Source organism: Microbacterium croceum (genome assembly GCF_023091245.1).
Classification (GTDB): Bacteria; Actinomycetota; Actinomycetes; order Actinomycetales; family Microbacteriaceae; genus Microbacterium; species Microbacterium croceum.
Map to the genome: position 1 here is coordinate 2,794,951 of NZ_JAHWXN010000001.1, position 14,372 is coordinate 2,809,322.

General features: G+C 68.4%; 14 protein-coding genes. 3 read left to right on the top strand and 11 right to left on the bottom strand.

The genetic code is table 11. From position 1 onward, the window contains the following. Positions 1-6 precede the first annotated feature (6 nt). Both KZC51_RS13265 and KZC51_RS13270 read right to left on the bottom strand, forming a co-directional pair. Positions 7-480 carry a hypothetical protein gene (locus tag KZC51_RS13265; RefSeq protein ID WP_247630418.1) on the bottom strand — a complete coding sequence of 158 codons (474 nt, stop codon included), beginning with the start codon at positions 478-480 and terminating at the stop codon, positions 7-9. Positions 481-529: 49 nt separating this feature from the next. Further along, on the bottom strand, positions 530-751 hold the full coding sequence (locus KZC51_RS13270; RefSeq protein WP_247630419.1) for a helix-turn-helix domain-containing protein: 222 nt from the start codon (positions 749-751) through the stop codon (positions 530-532). Positions 752-860: 109 nt separating this feature from the next. On the opposite strand from KZC51_RS13270, the gene KZC51_RS13275 reads away from it, so the two are divergent. After that, complete coding sequence (locus KZC51_RS13275) at positions 861-1,142, top strand: TFIIB-type zinc ribbon-containing protein (protein WP_247630420.1); 282 nt, start codon at positions 861-863, stop codon at positions 1,140-1,142. 229 nt (positions 1,143-1,371) lie between these two features. Beyond that, positions 1,372-1,983: a vitamin K epoxide reductase family protein gene (locus KZC51_RS13280; RefSeq protein WP_247630421.1), complete on the top strand. Its 612-nt coding sequence runs from the start codon at positions 1,372-1,374 to the stop codon at positions 1,981-1,983. Positions 1,984-2,048: 65 nt separating this feature from the next. On the opposite strand, the gene ndk is transcribed toward KZC51_RS13280, so the two are convergent. The 5 genes from ndk to KZC51_RS13305 form a co-directional block, all read right to left on the bottom strand. Beyond that, positions 2,049-2,465: a nucleoside-diphosphate kinase gene (gene ndk / locus KZC51_RS13285; RefSeq protein WP_017830321.1), complete on the bottom strand. Its 417-nt coding sequence runs from the start codon at positions 2,463-2,465 to the stop codon at positions 2,049-2,051. A 1-nt stretch (position 2,466) separates the two neighbouring features. Beyond that, positions 2,467-2,880, bottom strand: coding sequence for a DUF4233 domain-containing protein (locus tag KZC51_RS13290; RefSeq protein WP_247630422.1), 414 nt, complete (start codon positions 2,878-2,880; stop codon positions 2,467-2,469). Further along, the gene (locus tag KZC51_RS13295; protein WP_247630423.1) at positions 2,877-4,229 is read right to left on the bottom strand and encodes a bifunctional folylpolyglutamate synthase/dihydrofolate synthase; all 1,353 of its coding nucleotides are present in this window, start codon (positions 4,227-4,229) and stop codon (positions 2,877-2,879) included. The genes KZC51_RS13290 and KZC51_RS13295 overlap by 4 nt, the downstream gene beginning before the upstream one ends. Beyond that, positions 4,226-7,624, bottom strand: coding sequence for an isoleucine--tRNA ligase (ileS, locus tag KZC51_RS13300; RefSeq protein ID WP_247630424.1), 3,399 nt, complete (start codon positions 7,622-7,624; stop codon positions 4,226-4,228). The genes KZC51_RS13295 and ileS overlap by 4 nt, the downstream gene beginning before the upstream one ends. Before the next feature lie 424 nt (positions 7,625-8,048). Next, complete coding sequence (locus KZC51_RS13305; RefSeq protein WP_247630425.1) at positions 8,049-8,438, bottom strand: hypothetical protein; 390 nt, start codon at positions 8,436-8,438, stop codon at positions 8,049-8,051. A gap of 211 nt (positions 8,439-8,649) precedes the next feature. Here KZC51_RS13305 and KZC51_RS13310 point away from each other — a divergent pair, with 211 nt between their 5' ends. Further along, positions 8,650-9,297 (top strand): pentapeptide repeat-containing protein, encoded by a 648-nt coding sequence (locus KZC51_RS13310; RefSeq protein ID WP_247630426.1) that lies wholly within the window; start codon positions 8,650-8,652, stop codon positions 9,295-9,297. A gap of 33 nt (positions 9,298-9,330) precedes the next feature. Here KZC51_RS13310 and KZC51_RS13315 read toward each other — a convergent pair whose 3' ends face one another. Genes KZC51_RS13315 through KZC51_RS13330 form a run of 4 tightly spaced genes read right to left on the bottom strand, consistent with a single transcriptional unit; the run spans position 9,331 to position 14,258 of the window. Further along, complete coding sequence (locus KZC51_RS13315) at positions 9,331-10,848, bottom strand: ATP-binding cassette domain-containing protein (RefSeq protein ID WP_247630427.1); 1,518 nt, start codon at positions 10,846-10,848, stop codon at positions 9,331-9,333. Further along, entirely contained in the window at positions 10,845-11,657 is an 813-nt protein-coding gene (locus KZC51_RS13320) for an ABC transporter permease (protein ID WP_247630428.1), read from the bottom strand. Before KZC51_RS13320 ends, KZC51_RS13315 begins: the two co-directional genes overlap by 4 nt. Continuing rightward, positions 11,654-12,604 (bottom strand): ABC transporter permease, encoded by a 951-nt coding sequence (locus tag KZC51_RS13325; RefSeq protein ID WP_247630429.1) that lies wholly within the window; start codon positions 12,602-12,604, stop codon positions 11,654-11,656. Before KZC51_RS13325 ends, KZC51_RS13320 begins: the two co-directional genes overlap by 4 nt. Positions 12,605-12,638: 34 nt before the next feature. Next, entirely contained in the window at positions 12,639-14,258 is a 1,620-nt protein-coding gene (locus KZC51_RS13330; RefSeq protein ID WP_247630430.1) for an ABC transporter substrate-binding protein, read from the bottom strand. Positions 14,259-14,372: the final 114 nt, after the last annotated feature.

Here is a 14,372-nt window from a genome sequence, read left to right on the forward strand (position 1 = left end):
CATGGGCTATTCCGTGGTGAGGTCGTCGTGGCGGGGACCGTAGTCCGGGGGCTCGCCGTTCTCGCCCCCGACCGGCTTGCCGTCTGGGCGCTTCAACGGGACGTGACAGGTCTGGCAGATGATCCAGTCGACGTCGTCGTCGTCCTCGTCCTCGCTCGGGAGATGATGGCCGCGAGCCAGGCATTTGGCTGCGTTGGCGTCGCTGCCCTCGCGGAAGCTGAGCATCATTCGGATGCTGTCGGCATCGTTCACGAAGTAGCCGCCATCGCGCCGCACCCAGAGTCCGGCGGTCTCCAGCTCGACCGCGGTCAGCGTCGTCGCCGCGGCAATGGCCTCTAGGTAATCGTCTGTGACGAATCCAGGGGTGCCGCGTTGGAAGCTCTCGGTGATCGCGAAGTGGTGGAGCTGGAACGCTGGCATGCTCAGCGCCGGAAGCCCTTCAGCCTGGAGGAACGTCTCGCGGTCGTCGTCATCGTCCATGAGTACAGCGTGGCAGACGGTACCGACGAGAGGCGGACGAAGCGGGCGTTCAGAGCGTCGCGATCACTCGGTAGAGCGTCGCCTGAGAGATCTCGGTCATGCGGGCGATGTCGGCGCGGCTGTGGTCGCCGGAGGCCAAGAGCTTCTTGATCGTCGCCAGCTTCTTGGAGTCCACGACGGAGGGACGACCGCCGACACGGCCCTGCGCCTTCGCGGCGTCGAGACCGGCGCGTGTGCGCTGCACGATGGTGGTGGCAGCCGTGCGAGGCATCACGGCCTTTGCGCCTGTTGGCGATCATCTCGCTGACCGTCTCGCGGGCCTGAATCGATATCGGAACCTCCTGGTCCACGGCGTGTGGCTCTGGCGACGGGGAGCCGTCATGGTGGTGAAGCGCTCCCTCGACTCAGGCGGGGAGCGCATGGTCGAGTACGACACCCTCACGTTCGAAGAGATCCATGAGCTGGTGCGTGACTACCAGCGGCTCGGCAAGTTTGCGGACCGGTTCGTCGCCATCCTCACGAAGAACATCGCGCGACCGTACGAGGACCTCTACCGGTGCCCGAATGACGGGACGCCGCTGAAGGGCTCGCTCGTGGACGACATCATGGTCCAGCTCTGTCCAGCCTGCGGATATACCGCCAAGGCGACACCCACCTTCTAGCTGACGAAGCCAGCCGCACCAGTGGGCCATGAGGTGGGCCATGATCTATGGCCCACCCTTGCTACTGTTGGCCTCGCAGAGAGCTCTAATTTCAGAAATAGCAGTGACTTCTGGGCATAGCCGTCTTTATCGCACCATGTGGCCGTGATCGTGGCATCTCGTCTCCGACGCGGTGTTTTCTCCGGTGCGTTCACGCCACATCCATAGCAGCCGCTGAGATAATCCACATATGAGCGAGCAGCGCACCCGCCCCGTCATCTATGCCGTCTGGCTGATCATCGCGAGCGTGGTGGGCTGGTTCGCCGCCTTCCAGCTCACAGTCGAGAAGTTCGCTCTTCTGGAGAACCCGCAAGAGGCCCTCTCCTGTGACCTGAGCCCATTCATCCAGTGCAGCACCAACCTCCAGTCGTGGCAGGGGTCCGTGTTCGGGTTCCCGAACCCGATCATGGGACTCACCGGCTGGATGGCACCCCTCGTCGTCGGCGTCGCGATCCTGGCTGGGGCGCGCTTCCCGCGCTGGTTCTGGGCAGCTTTCGGTGTGGGGATCACCTTTGCGTTCGGACTCGTCTGCTGGTTGATCGGCCAGAGCCTGTACGACTTGTTCGTCCTGTGCCCGTGGTGCATGGTCACCTGGGCCGTCACGATCCCGACATTCTTCGCCACGATGCTGCACCTCACGCGCAACGGAACCTTCACCAGCAACGAGAAGGCCCAGGCTCGTGCAGACAAGCTGATGGCCTGGGTTCCGCTCCTGACGATCGTTTCCTACGCGATCATCATCCTGCTCGCGCAACTCCAGGGTCTCGACTTCCTGGGTGAGATGGTCAAGATCCTGTTCTGACGCCTGCCGTGAGATCGACGAAGGCCCGCCCACTTCACAGTGGGCGGGCCTTCGTGCGAACGGGCTCAGTCGAACCAGATGCCGAGCTCGCGGGCCGCGGACTCGGGGCTGTCGGAGCCGTGCACCAGGTTCTGCTGCACCTTGAGGCCCCAGTCGCGACCGAAGTCGCCACGGATCGTGCCGGGTGCGGCGGTGGTCGGGTCGGTCGTTCCGGCGAGCGAACGGAAACCCTCGATCACGCGGTTGCCCGCGAGTCGGATAGCGACCGAGGGGCCGGAGAGCATGAACTCGAGGAGCGGCTCGTAGAACGGCTTTCCCTCGTGCTCGGCGTAGTGCTCGGCGAGCAGGTCGCGATCCGGCTCCACGAGACGGATGTCGACGAGCGCGTAGCCCTTCGCTTCGATGCGGGCGAGGATCGCGCCGGTCAGGCCGCGCGCGACGCCGTCGGGCTTGACGAGGACGAGGGTTTCTTCGGTGGCCATGTCATTCACTCTCTGTCTGAGTCTCTGTCGAGGGCTCGGCGGGACGTCGTGCGTCCAATCGGGCCCCTCCGATGGTCGCATACGCCCACATGCCGCCGAAAATCACGACGACGAGCAGGATTGCGGGAACAAGGATCGCGGCGAGGGCGAGGATCACCTGGATCACCCATCCTGCCGTGATCGCCCAGGGCTTCGCCGCCATTCCGGCGGTGGCGATGCAGGCGAGTGCCAGCACGGCACCGCCCACGATCCCCCACCACTGCTCGACGCCCGCAGGCAATGCCTTGAGCCCGAACACCGTGAGACCGGCGAGGAACACGACGATCGCCTCGAAGCCGAGGACGATCGGCGCCAGCTTCTGCACGAGCGTGCGCGGCGGACGGGGAGCCCGGGCGGGGGTCGCATCGGCGCTCATGCGCGCCACCCCGATTTCCAGTCCTCTTCCTCCGACAGCGCGATGGCCTCACCGGCGAGCACGACGGATCCGGCGATCACGACCGCGCGGCGGTCGGACGATGCGGCCCACTCCCGGGCGGCATCTGCTGCCTCGGCCAGCGTGTGGTGCACGGTGGCGCGCCGGCCGGTCTGCTCGACGAGGTCGGCGATGGCATCCGCTTCGCTCGCCCGGTCGGAGTCGGGAGCCGTGGCGAACACGTGCGCGACGCCGGGCGCAAGCTGCGCGACGATGCCCGCCGCGTCCTTGTCGCTCAGGATGCCCAGCACCAGACCCCACTCGTCGAAGTCGAAGCTGTCGTCCAGCGCCTGCGCCAGCGCATGCGCGCCGTGCGGGTTGTGGGCGGCATCGACGACCACCGTGGGGGCGATGCCGAGCAGCTGCAGACGACCAGGCGAGGTCGTCCCCTGCAGGCCGTCCGAGATGATGTCTGCCCCGATGCGCTGCGTGGCACCGCCGATGAGGGACTCGACCGCGGCCACCGCGAGTGCCGCGTTGTGGCCCTGGTGCGCGCCGTACAGCGGCAGGTACTCCTCGGAGTACTCACCCGCGAGTCCGCGGATCGAGATGAGCTGGCCGCCGACGGCGAGCTTCTGATCCGTGAGGCCGAACTCCTCGCCCTCGAACGCGATGGTCGCGTGGCGCTCGGCGGCGACGCGGCGCAGCACCTCTGCGGCCTCTGCGGGCTGCTGAGCAGAGACGACCGCCGCCCCCTCCTTGATGATCCCGGCCTTGACCTGCGCGATCTCGGTGATCGTGTCGCCCAGGCGATCCGCGTGGTCGATGTCGATCGGCGCGAACACCGCGACGTCGCCATCGGCGGTGTTCGTGGAGTCCCACTCCCCGCCCATGCCGACTTCGAGCACCAGCACGTCCACGGGCGCGTCCGCGACCGCGACGAAGGCGAGCACGGTCAGCAGCTCGAAGAACGTCAGCGGTTCTTCGCCGTCGGCCTCCAGCTCGGCGTCGACGATCCCGACGAACGGTTCGATCTCGTCCCAGGCGTCGGCGAACGCCGCATCGGCGATCGGCTCGCCGTCGATCAGGATGCGCTCGGTGAAGCGCTCCAGGTGCGGGCTCGTGAACAGTCCGGTGCGCAGCTCGTGCGCCCGCAGCAGGCTCTCGATCATGCGCGCGGTGGAGGTCTTGCCGTTCGTGCCGGTGATGTGCACGACGCGGTAGGTGCGCTGCGGGTCGTCCAGGTACGCCAGGATTCGCGCGGTGCGCTCCTTGCGCGGCTGCACCCAGCGCTCCCCCGAGCGGCTCAGGAGAGTCTCGTAGACGGCATCCGCCCTGTCCTTGTCGGTCATGCGTCTGCTCCGATCCGGCTGACGGCGATCGTGAAGTCCTCGCGGTTGGCGTACGTACCCTTCGGGATCACCGCCGTGAACTCGGCGAAGGGCAGCTCCGCGTCGCCGCGCAGCAGCGAGTGCTCCAGAGCGAGCGTCTCCCCCGCGACCTCGGCGATCTCGAACGCGGCCGAGACGGCGTCCGCATCCTCATCGCTCGCGAAGCGCAGGTCCAGACGGATGCGGTCGCTCACGTCGAAGTCCGCGTTCTTGCGGGTCTCCTGCACGGCGCGGATGACGTCGCGCGCAAGGCCCTCGGCCTCGAGCTCCGGCGTGGTCTGCGTGTCCAGCAGCACGAAGCCGCCCGTCGGCACGATGGCGAGAGCCTCTCCCTCCGGGCGACCGGTCGTCTCGAGCACCAGCTCGTACTCCGACGGCTCCAGCGCGATGCCTCCGGCCGTGACCACACCAGCGGTCTCGGACCAGTCCCCGGCCTTCGCCGCCTTGATGACGGTCTGCACGTTCTTGCCCAGACGCGGACCGGCCGCGCGGGCGTTGACGCTCAGACGGTGGTCGATGCCGTAGGACACCGCTGTGTCGTCGGCGAGCGTTACGAGCTCGACGGACTTCACGTTGAGCTCCTCGCGGAGGATGTCCTCGAACTGTCCGAGCGAGGCCGCGAGCGGAGAGACGACCGTGAACCGTGCGAGGGGAAGCCGCACGCGCAGCTTCTCCTTCTTGCGCAGCGCGTTGCCGACGCTCGACAGCTCGCGCACGGCATCCATCGCGTCGCGGATCTCGTCGGCTGCGGGGAACTGCTCGTCATCCGGCCAATCCGTCAGGTGCACGCTGCGGCCACCGGTGAGGCCCTGCCAGACGCGCTCGCTGATCAGCGGCACCAGCGGCGCGGCGACACGCGTCAGCGTCTCGAGCACCGTGTAGAGCGTGTCGAACGCCTCCCGGCTCTTCGGATCGTCGGTCACGCCGACCCAGAACCGATCGCGCGAGCGACGGATGTACCAGTTCGTCAGCACCTCGGCGAAGTCGCGCAGCCGCGCGGCCGCGGTGGTCGAGTCGAGACCTTCGAGGTCGGCGCGCACATCGCGCACCAGATCGCCGAGTCGGGCGAGGATGTAACGGTCGAGCACGTCGGTCGAGTCCGTGCGCCACTCGGCTTCATACCCGCCGCTGGGCTGGGTCCCTGAGCTTGTCGAAGGATCCGAAGCGTTCGCATACGTCGCGAAGAAGTACCAGGAGTTCCACAGCGGCAGCAGGAACTCCCGCACACCGGACCGGATCCCTTCCTCGGTCACCGCCAGGTTTCCGCCACGCAGCACGGAGCTCGACATCAGGAACCAGCGCATCGCGTCGGAGCCGTCTCGGTCGAGCACCTCCGACACATCCGGGTAGTTGCGGAGCGACTTGGACATCTTGTAGCCGTCGCTGCCGAGCACGATGCCGTGGCAGCTCACGCCCGTGAAGGCGGGGCGGTCGAAGAGCGCGGTCGACAGCACGTGCATGACGTAGAACCAGCCGCGCGTCTGCCCGATGTACTCGACGATGAAGTCCGCAGGAGCGTGAGAATCGAACCATTCCTGGTTCTCGAACGGATAATGCACCTGCGCGTAGGGCATCGAACCCGAGTCGAACCACACGTCGAAGACGTCTTCGATGCGGCGCATCGTGCTCTTGCCGGTGGGGTCGTCGGGGTTCGGACGGGTGAGGTCGTCGATGTACGGCCGGTGCAGGTCGATCTCGCCCTCCGGGTTGCGCGGCAGCGTCCCGAAGTCGCGCTCGAGGTCCTCCAGCGACCCGTAGGCATCGACGCGCGGGTACTCCGGGTCGTCGCTCTTCCAGATCGGGATCGGCGAGCCCCAGTAGCGGTTGCGGCTGATCGACCAGTCGCGTGCGCCCTCGAGCCATTTGCCGAACTGCCCGTGCTTGACGTTCTCCGGCACCCAGGTGATCTGCTCGTTGTTCGCGAGCATGTCGTCCTTGATGTCCGTCACACGGATGAACCAGCTCGACACGGCCTTGTAGATCAGGGGGTTACGGCAGCGCCAGCAGTGCGGGTACGAGTGCTCGTAGCTCTGCAGACGGACCAGGCGTCCGCTATCGCGGATGAGACGCACGAGCGGAGTGTTCGCGTCCATCCAGAGCTCGCCGGCGACGTCTGTGACGTTCGGGAGGAACCGCCCGCCGTCGTCGAGCGAGAGGATCGTGGGGATGCCGGCGGCACCGGCGACGCGCTGGTCATCCTCACCGTACGCCGGTGCCTGGTGCACGATGCCGGTGCCGTCGCTGACCGTGACGTAGTCGTCGACCAGGATGCGCCAGGCGTTCTCGGTGCCGTAGGTCTCTTCGTCGGCGTAGTAGTCGAACAGACGGTCGTAGGTCACGTCCTGCAGCTCCGCGCCGCGGACCGTCGCATCCACCGCGGCGAGCGCGTCATCGACGCTCTCGTAGCCGAGATCCTTGGAGTATCCGCCGAGCAGTTCGCGTGCGAGCAGGTAGCGGTGCGCCGAGGCCTCGACCGCGGCATCCGTCGTCCCGGCGGCCTGATGCACGTCGGCCGCGCCGTTCGGACCGGCCGGCAGCACCACGTATTCGATCTCCGGACCCACGGCGAGCGCGAGGTTGGTGGGAAGGGTCCACGGGGTGGTCGTCCAGGCGAGCGCGCGCACTCCGGTGAGGCCGAGGGCCTCGGCCTTGGCGCCGGTGAGCGGGAAGGTCACGGTGACGGACGGGTCCTGGCGCATCTGGTAGACGTCGTCATCCATGCGCAGCTCGTGCGCGGACAGCGGGGTCTCGTCGCGCCAGCAGTACGGGAGCACACGGTATCCCTCGTAGGCGAGGCCCTTGTCGTAGAGGGTCTTGAAGGCCCAGAGCACGCTCTCCATGTATCCGAGGTCGAGTGTCTTGTAGCCGCGCTCGAAATCGACCCAGCGCGCCTGACGGGTGACGTAGTCCTGCCACTCACGCGTGTAGGCGAGGACCGAGTCCTTGGCCTTCGCGTTGAAGACGTCGATGCCCATGGCCTCGATCTCGCTCTTCTCGGTGATCCCGAGCTGCTTCATCGCCTCGAGCTCGGCCGGGAGCCCGTGGGTGTCCCAGCCGAAGACCCGGTCGACCTTGTGACCGGTCATGGTCTGGAACCGCGGGAACACGTCCTTGGCGTAGCCGGTGAGCAGGTGACCGTAGTGGGGCAGGCCGTTGGCGAACGGCGGGCCGTCGTAGAACACCCACTCGGGCGAGCCCTCGCGCTGCGCGATCGAGGCGCGGAAGGTGTCGTCCTTCTCCCAGAAGGCGAGCACCTCCTCCTCGATCTGCGGGAAGCGGGGGCTGGGCGCGACGGAGGCAGCGGCGGGGCCGAAGGAAGAGGTCCCTGAGCTGGTCGAAGGGCGGGGGTAGGTCATCGTGTCTCGCAGTGGTCGTCGTGGCGGATGCTCCTGCGAGGACGACCCTCGCGGACCGCGGTACCACCTCGCGTGCCACGCCTGACGACGCGACCACTCTCACTGCGGCTGTGACGGGCCTGCCCCGCTCGGTTCTACTGGGTCCGTCTCCGGACTGTTCTTCCGAGAGCTCCCCGGTGATGCCGGATCGATGCTCGTCCCTCCAGTGTACGCGTGTGTCAGGCTTCGGAGATCGGCCACATTCAGGAACGTTTCGCGGCCGGCGATCCGAGATGCTGCAGAAATCCGAAGTCATGCGCGCGGCACGCGGTGGAGTCCTTGCGCGACAGCGTGCATGATCAAGTCGTGCACGACGTGCCACTGATCCATCACCTGCCGATACCCCACGCGGATGACGTGGTAGCCGAGCATCTTCAGCTCGGCGTCATGGCGGATGTCTGGAGTCGACGAGCGAATCCGGATCGCGTGGGATCAACGGACGCGCCCAGTGGACACGCACTCCCTGGTCCGTGCGCACCGCGGCTCGAGGCGCTGCTCCGACATGACAGAGACCGTCGTCTTCGTGCACCCAGAGGCCCAGCCGGCGGGCCTGCGTGACGCAGGTGAGCACCACTCCTCGTCTCGCCGCGTCGATCAGCATCGGATCTGCCTGCGGAAGAGCGATCCAGCCCTGTCGCACCGCGAACGCCGCCGAACCGGCCACTGCGTGCGCGATGTCGTATCTGCTGAGTCCTCGCGCACGAAGCGCGGAGGTTCGGGCGACACCGCCCAGCATCATGACCTCCTGGATGAGTCGGGGCGTATGTGTCGACATCCATCGACCCTGCCTTCTCCTCATCCGCCTCCCGCGCCCTCAGGCCGCGCGTGGTGCACCCGCAGCCCCAGCTTCTCTCTGTGTAGGAAAAGTGAGACCCGGACTTCTGCCGCATCTCGGAGGACGTTGGGCGCAGCTGTCCGAGATGTCGCAGAAATCCGAAGTCCCGCCCCGCCCCTCCCCTGTCGGCAGCACCCCGTACCCTCGACACATGGCCCGCACCGAATCCCCCGCCGAGCCGCGGGTCTCACCACCCGATCTGCCCGAGGAGTTCACCCCGGCCGCCCCGGCCCGCAACGCCGACCTCATCGCGGCGACGCTCGATGTCAGCGGCACAGTCGACCTCGCCTATGCGTCGCTCGAACAGTGTCGGATGACGGCGGATGCCGATGCCGTCGACCTGACCGGCGGCACGATCCTCGACGTCGAACTCACCGACGCACGCATCGCCTCGCTGCGTCTGCGCGGCGCCGGTGTGCGTCGACTGCGCATCGTGGGCGGACGCATCGGTACCCTGGATCTGAGCACGGCGCGCATCTCGGAGCTCGAGCTGACGGGTGTCCGCATCGACTACCTCAACCTCGGAGCAGCGCGCGCGACAGACGTCGAGATCTCGGACTGCCGCCTCCGCCTGCTCGACATCCCCCAGGCCGAGCTCACCCGCGTGCGCTTCACCCGCACCACGTGCGACGAGATCGATCCGCGCGGCATGCGCGCCACCGACGTCGACCTGCGCGGCCTCGACGCCCTCTCGTTCCTCGACGCGAACAGCCTCCGCGGCACCACGCTCACGGAGTTCCAGGTGCAGCAGCTGGCTCCCGTGATCGCGGCCGGTCTCGGCATCCAGATCAAGGGCTGACGGCACAGGCCCGCCCGCCCGCGGGATCCCGACTCAGCGCACCCCACTCGCGGCGAGCAGCTCTCGGGTGAACGAGTGCTGCGGCGCGTCGAACACGTCCGCGATGCTGCCCTGCTCGACGATGCGCCCGTCCTGCATCACGAGCACCTCATCGGCGACGGCGCGCACCACGTCGAGGTCGTGCGAGACGAAGATCATCGTGAGCCGGCGCTCGCGCTGCAGACGCAGCAGCAGCTGCAGCACCCGCTCGCGCACCGATGGGTCCAGCGCGGACACCGGCTCGTCCAGCACCAGCACGTCCGGATCCGCGGCCAGCGCCCGTGCGATCGCCGCACGCTGCCGCTGACCTCCCGACAGCGCGGCCGGACGCCGTGCGGCGAGCCCCGACTCGAGGTCGACCTCGGCGAGTAGCTCCTCGACCCGGCGCGGCCGCTCCCCCCGCGGCACACCTCCTGCGGCGAGCGCCTCCCGCAGAGAGCGACCGACCGACCAGCGCGGGTCGAAGGCGCCGAGGGGGTTCTGATGCACGAGCTGCACGCGGTGGCCGGGCTCCCAGCGCACCTCACCCTGATCGGCGTGCTCGACCCCCACGACCATGCGCGCCAGGGTCGTCTTACCCGAGCCGGACTCCCCCACGATGCCCAGTGTGCGACCGCGTGGAACGATGAATGAGGCATCGACCACGGCCGGGACACCCGCGAACGCCTTCGACACCGCGGACGCAGTCAACACGGCCGCTGCGTCGGCCGCAGCATCCGGCACGCGCGGCTCGTGGATCGTGGCCGCGATGAGCTCCCGCGTATACGGATGCTGCGGCGACTCGAGGACGTCCGCCACCGCACCGGACTCCACGACCTCGCCCCGTCGCATCACCAGCACCCGGTCCGCGAGGCGCCGCACAGCTGCGAAGTCGTGACTCACGAACACGACAGCGGTCCCGGCATCCGCGATCTCACGCAGCAGGTCGAGGATATGCGCCTGCACGGTCGCATCGAGCGCGGTCGTGGGCTCATCCGCGACCAGCACGGCAGGCATCGCCGCGAGCGCCGAGGCGATCAGCGCGCGCTGGCGGAGCCCCCCGGACAGCTCATGCGGATACTGCCGCACTCGGCGCTCCGGCTCCGGCATCCAGACGCGCCGCAGCAGCGCCTGCACGCGGTCACCGATCACCGCACCGTCCAGAGCGGCTGGATGCAGCCGCAGCGGCTCCGCGATCTCGGTTCCGATCCGTTGCAGCGGATCGAGCGCGACGAGGGCGTCTTGCGATACCAAGGCGATCTGCGCGCCCCGGATGCGTCGCCAGGCGGGGTCCTTCCACCCGCGCACATCGACTCCCCCGACATCCAGACGGTCGGCATCCACGCTCGCACCCGACGGCGTGAGCCCGAGCAGGGCGCGCGCTGTCAACGACTTGCCCGCCCCGGACTCTCCGACGATCGCGACGCACTCACCGGCAGACACCGTGAACGAGACTCCGTCCACGACAGGAGCAGCGGCGAAGCGTATCCGCAGATTCTGCACATCGAGCACGGGAGGTGCCATGCCGCTCATCGCATCCTCCCTTCGGAGCCGGCTCGCAGCATCCGGCCGACGATGGTCGCGGCCACCACGGTGATCGTGATGGCGATGCCGGGGAACACCGAGATCCACCACGCCTGCCCCAGCACGTTCCGGCCACCGGCGAGCATCAGCCCCCACTCCGGCGTCGGCTCGGCAGGTCCGAGTCCGAGGAAGCTGAGCCCGGAGGCGGCGAGGATGGCGGAGCCGATGCCGATGGTCGCGAGCACGCTCAGCGAGCCGAGCACACCGGGCAGCACATGCCGCACGAAGGCGGGCACCGCCGGCACACCGAGTATCCTCGCGGCCTCCACGTGCTCCGCCACGCCGAGCGTGCGGGTCTGCACGCGCGCCAGACGGATGTACACGGGCACGGCCGCCAGCGTCACCGCGAGGGCCACGTTGACGGGGCCGGGGCCGAGGATGGCGATCACGACGAGGGCGACGAGGAACTCGGGGAATGCCATCAGCACGTCGTTGACGCGCATCAGCGTGACGTCCGCACCGCGCGGCGCGATACCCGCCAGCGCTCCGACCGCGAGCCCGACGACGACAGCGATCGCGGTCGCGAGCAGCCCGACCCCGACAGACCGTCCGGCGCCGTACACCACGCGGGAGTAGACGTCCCTGCCACTCTGATCCGTGCCGAAGAGGTGCCCGTCGCCCGGAGGCAGCAGCGCGCCCCGCACGTCGGTCTGCAGCGGGTCGTGCGTCGCGAGCACGCCGGGGAACGCCGCCGCGAACGCGATCAGCAACAGCACGGCGACCGCACACCACAGCAGCACACGCTGCGACCGCCTCATCGTCGCGCTCCCGAGGCAGCGGCCGTGCGGCGCAGGCGCGGGTCGATGAGCGGATGCAGCAGCTCGACGAACAGGTTCACGGTCACGAACACCAGCGCGCTGAGCAGGATGATGCCGGAGATGACGGGCAGGTCGCGGTCGCTGATGGCGGCGAGGGTGACCCGGCCCAGCCCGGGCCGGGCGAACACCGTCTCGACCAGCACGGCGCCGCCGAGGACCGACCCGGTGAGATAGGCCGTGAGCGTCACCGCGCTGGACGCGCCATGGCGCAGCCCGTGGCGCAGGGTGAACCACCCGCGACTGGCGCCGCGCGCACGCACGGTCTCGGCGAACGGCATCCGCTCCGCCTGGATCAGCCCATCGCGCAGCACCTGGCCGAGCAGCGCCGCCACGGGAAGCGCCAGCGTGACGGCCGGCAGCACGATGGTCGCCGGATTGCGGCTGCCCGACACCGGGAACCAGCCGAGACCGAAGGCGAACACGCTCAGGAGCACCAGTCCGATCCAGAAGACCGGCGACGACAGCACGACCAGCTCGACCCCGGTGGCGACGGCGCGGGCGACCTCGCCGCGCGCGAGCAGCGCGACGGAGAGGGCGAGCACCGCCGCGATCCCGAGCGCGAGCGCCGACAGCTGCAGCGTCGCGCCGAGCTGACGGCCGATGACCTCTGTCACCGGCAGCCGCAGCTGATACGACTCACCGAGGTCGCCGCGCACGAGCTGTCCGAGATACGTCAGGTACTGCTCGAACGGCGGGCGGTCCAGGCCGAGGTCAGCACGGATCCCGTCTTTCACGGCCTCGCTGACCTGAGCCTGCGGACCGAGCATGACCGACACCGGGTCGCCCGGGATCACCCGGAACGCGAGGAACGCGACCGTGGCGGCACCCCACAGCACGACGACCACGGAGGCGAGCAGCCCGGCGATCCGCAGGAGCACAGCTCTCACCGCTCCCCCTCCACGCCGCAGGATCGCCCCGCGCTCAGCCGACCGTCACATCGTAGAACAGGGGCCGGCCGTACAGGTCGTAGTCGAGACCGTCGATGCGCTCGCCGACGGCCGTGATCGCGGACGGGCTGTACAGCGGCACGATGGCCGTGTAGGTGGCGTTCCACTTCTGCAGCTGTGTGTACAGCGCGTTGCGCTCGTCCTGGTCGCTGGTGGCGACGGCCGTGTCGAGCAGTGTGTCGATCTCGGGGTCGGACACCTGAGAGGCGTTCTGGAAGCCGTCGGTGTGCAGGTGGCTGCGGAGCAGGTCGGGGTCGACGCCGGAGAAGCCCCAGTCCGTCAGGTCGAACGTCTTGGGCCCGTACTGCTCGTTGTAGGCGCCCGGCTCGAGCACCTCGCGGACCACCTCGAAGCCGATGTCCTTGAGGTCGGACTGGATCGCGTTGGCCAGCGCGGCACGGTCGTCGGGAACCGGCGTCCAGGCGATCCAGCGCACCGAGAGGCGTGTGCCGTCCTTGGTGCGGTAGCCCTCATCGTCGCGGTCGGTCCAGCCCGCTTCGTCGAGGAGCGCGTTCGCGGCCTCGGGGTCGAACGCCCACGTGCCCTCCAGCGCGGCGTCGTAGCCCGGCGTGGTCGATCCGAGCACGCTCCACGCGCGCGGGAACTGTCCGAAGAAGATCTCCTCGACCGCCGCATCGATGTCGATGCCCCGAGCGAACGCTTGACGCACCTTCTCGTCCGCGAAGACGCCGTACTTCTCGTTCAGGTACAGCGAGTACGGGAGGCCCGGGTACTCGATGGAGTCGACCGTGACCCCGTCGCCGAGATCCTTCGCGAGGTTCGGGGGGATGTTGCTGGCGAGATCGGACTCCCCGCTCTCGATGACTCCCGCGCGCACCGACGCCTCGGGCTGGATCTCGACCCGGAGCGTCTCGAACGCCGGAGCCTTCTCGCCGTGCGGACCCCAGGCGTAGTCGTCGTTGCGCGTGTACACGAGCTCCTGATCGGGCGTGTACTCGGTGAGCTCGAACGGCCCGGTGCCGACCGTGATGCCGGGGCCGCCGGCCTTGAGCTTGTCGGCCGAATCGGCCAGCACGGCCGGCGAGTAGAAGCCGAGCTGCGGCGTGCTGGCCGCCTGCAGGAACGGCGCGTACGGCTGAGAGAAGCTCACCTTCACGGTGTGGTCGTCGATGACTTCCGTGCCCTCGTAGAAGTCGGCACCGAGCATGCTGGCTGCCTGCGCCGACGCGGTCTCAGGGTCGACGATGCGGTCGAAGTTCGCCTTGACCGCCGCCGCATCGAAGGGCTCTCCGTCGTGGAAGGTCACATCATCGCGGAGCGTGAAGGTGTACTCCGTGCTGTCGGGCGACACCTCCCAGTCCGTCGCGAGCCACGGAGAGAAGGTGCCGTCGTCCTCCTGGAAGACCAGGGAGTCGAGCACCGCCCGCTGCACCATGCCGGACACGTCGAGCTGGCTGACCTGCGGGTCCATGTGCCCCGCAGAGAGGTTCGCCCCTTCGATCGACCAGACGAGTTCGGCGTCGGAGTCCCCGCCGTTCTGCGCTGCGGGAGTGGCGCACGCGCTCAGCACGAGAGCGGTGGTCGCGGCGAGCGCGGCGAAGGGCAGGAGACGACGCACGGATCTTGCGGGCATGGCGATTCCTCAGAATGAACGGATCGGGATGCTCTCAGTCTAGAGCGGATTCTTGGACTGGGTCGAAGAGTGACGACATCCGCCCGCGTCGGCACCTCGGTAGAATGAGGCGCA

What these genes read in the sequence shown, in the direction of transcription:
- KZC51_RS13320 (WP_247630428.1), bottom strand. Translation starts at nt 11,657, where the DNA reads ATGAGGCGGTCGCAGCGTGTGCTGCTGTGGTGTGCGGTCGCCGTGCTG.
- KZC51_RS13290 (WP_247630422.1), bottom strand. Translation starts at nt 2,880, where the DNA reads ATGAGCGCCGATGCGACCCCCGCCCGGGCTCCCCGTCCGCCGCGCACG.
- ndk (WP_017830321.1), bottom strand. Translation starts at nt 2,465, where the DNA reads ATGGCCACCGAAGAAACCCTCGTCCTCGTCAAGCCCGACGGCGTCGCG.
- KZC51_RS13265 (WP_247630418.1), bottom strand. Translation starts at nt 480, where the DNA reads ATGGACGATGACGACGACCGCGAGACGTTCCTCCAGGCTGAAGGGCTT.
- KZC51_RS13330 (WP_247630430.1), bottom strand. Translation starts at nt 14,258, where the DNA reads ATGCCCGCAAGATCCGTGCGTCGTCTCCTGCCCTTCGCCGCGCTCGCC.
- KZC51_RS13310 (WP_247630426.1), top strand. Translation starts at nt 8,650, where the DNA reads ATGGCCCGCACCGAATCCCCCGCCGAGCCGCGGGTCTCACCACCCGAT.
- KZC51_RS13270 (WP_247630419.1), bottom strand. Translation starts at nt 751, where the DNA reads ATGCCTCGCACGGCTGCCACCACCATCGTGCAGCGCACACGCGCCGGT.
- KZC51_RS13315 (WP_247630427.1), bottom strand. Translation starts at nt 10,848, where the DNA reads ATGAGCGGCATGGCACCTCCCGTGCTCGATGTGCAGAATCTGCGGATA.
- KZC51_RS13275 (WP_247630420.1), top strand. Translation starts at nt 861, where the DNA reads ATGGTGGTGAAGCGCTCCCTCGACTCAGGCGGGGAGCGCATGGTCGAG.
- KZC51_RS13295 (WP_247630423.1), bottom strand. Translation starts at nt 4,229, where the DNA reads ATGACCGACAAGGACAGGGCGGATGCCGTCTACGAGACTCTCCTGAGC.
- ileS (WP_247630424.1), bottom strand. Translation starts at nt 7,624, where the DNA reads ATGACCTACCCCCGCCCTTCGACCAGCTCAGGGACCTCTTCCTTCGGC.
- KZC51_RS13280 (WP_247630421.1), top strand. Translation starts at nt 1,372, where the DNA reads ATGAGCGAGCAGCGCACCCGCCCCGTCATCTATGCCGTCTGGCTGATC.
- KZC51_RS13305 (WP_247630425.1), bottom strand. Translation starts at nt 8,438, where the DNA reads ATGTCGACACATACGCCCCGACTCATCCAGGAGGTCATGATGCTGGGC.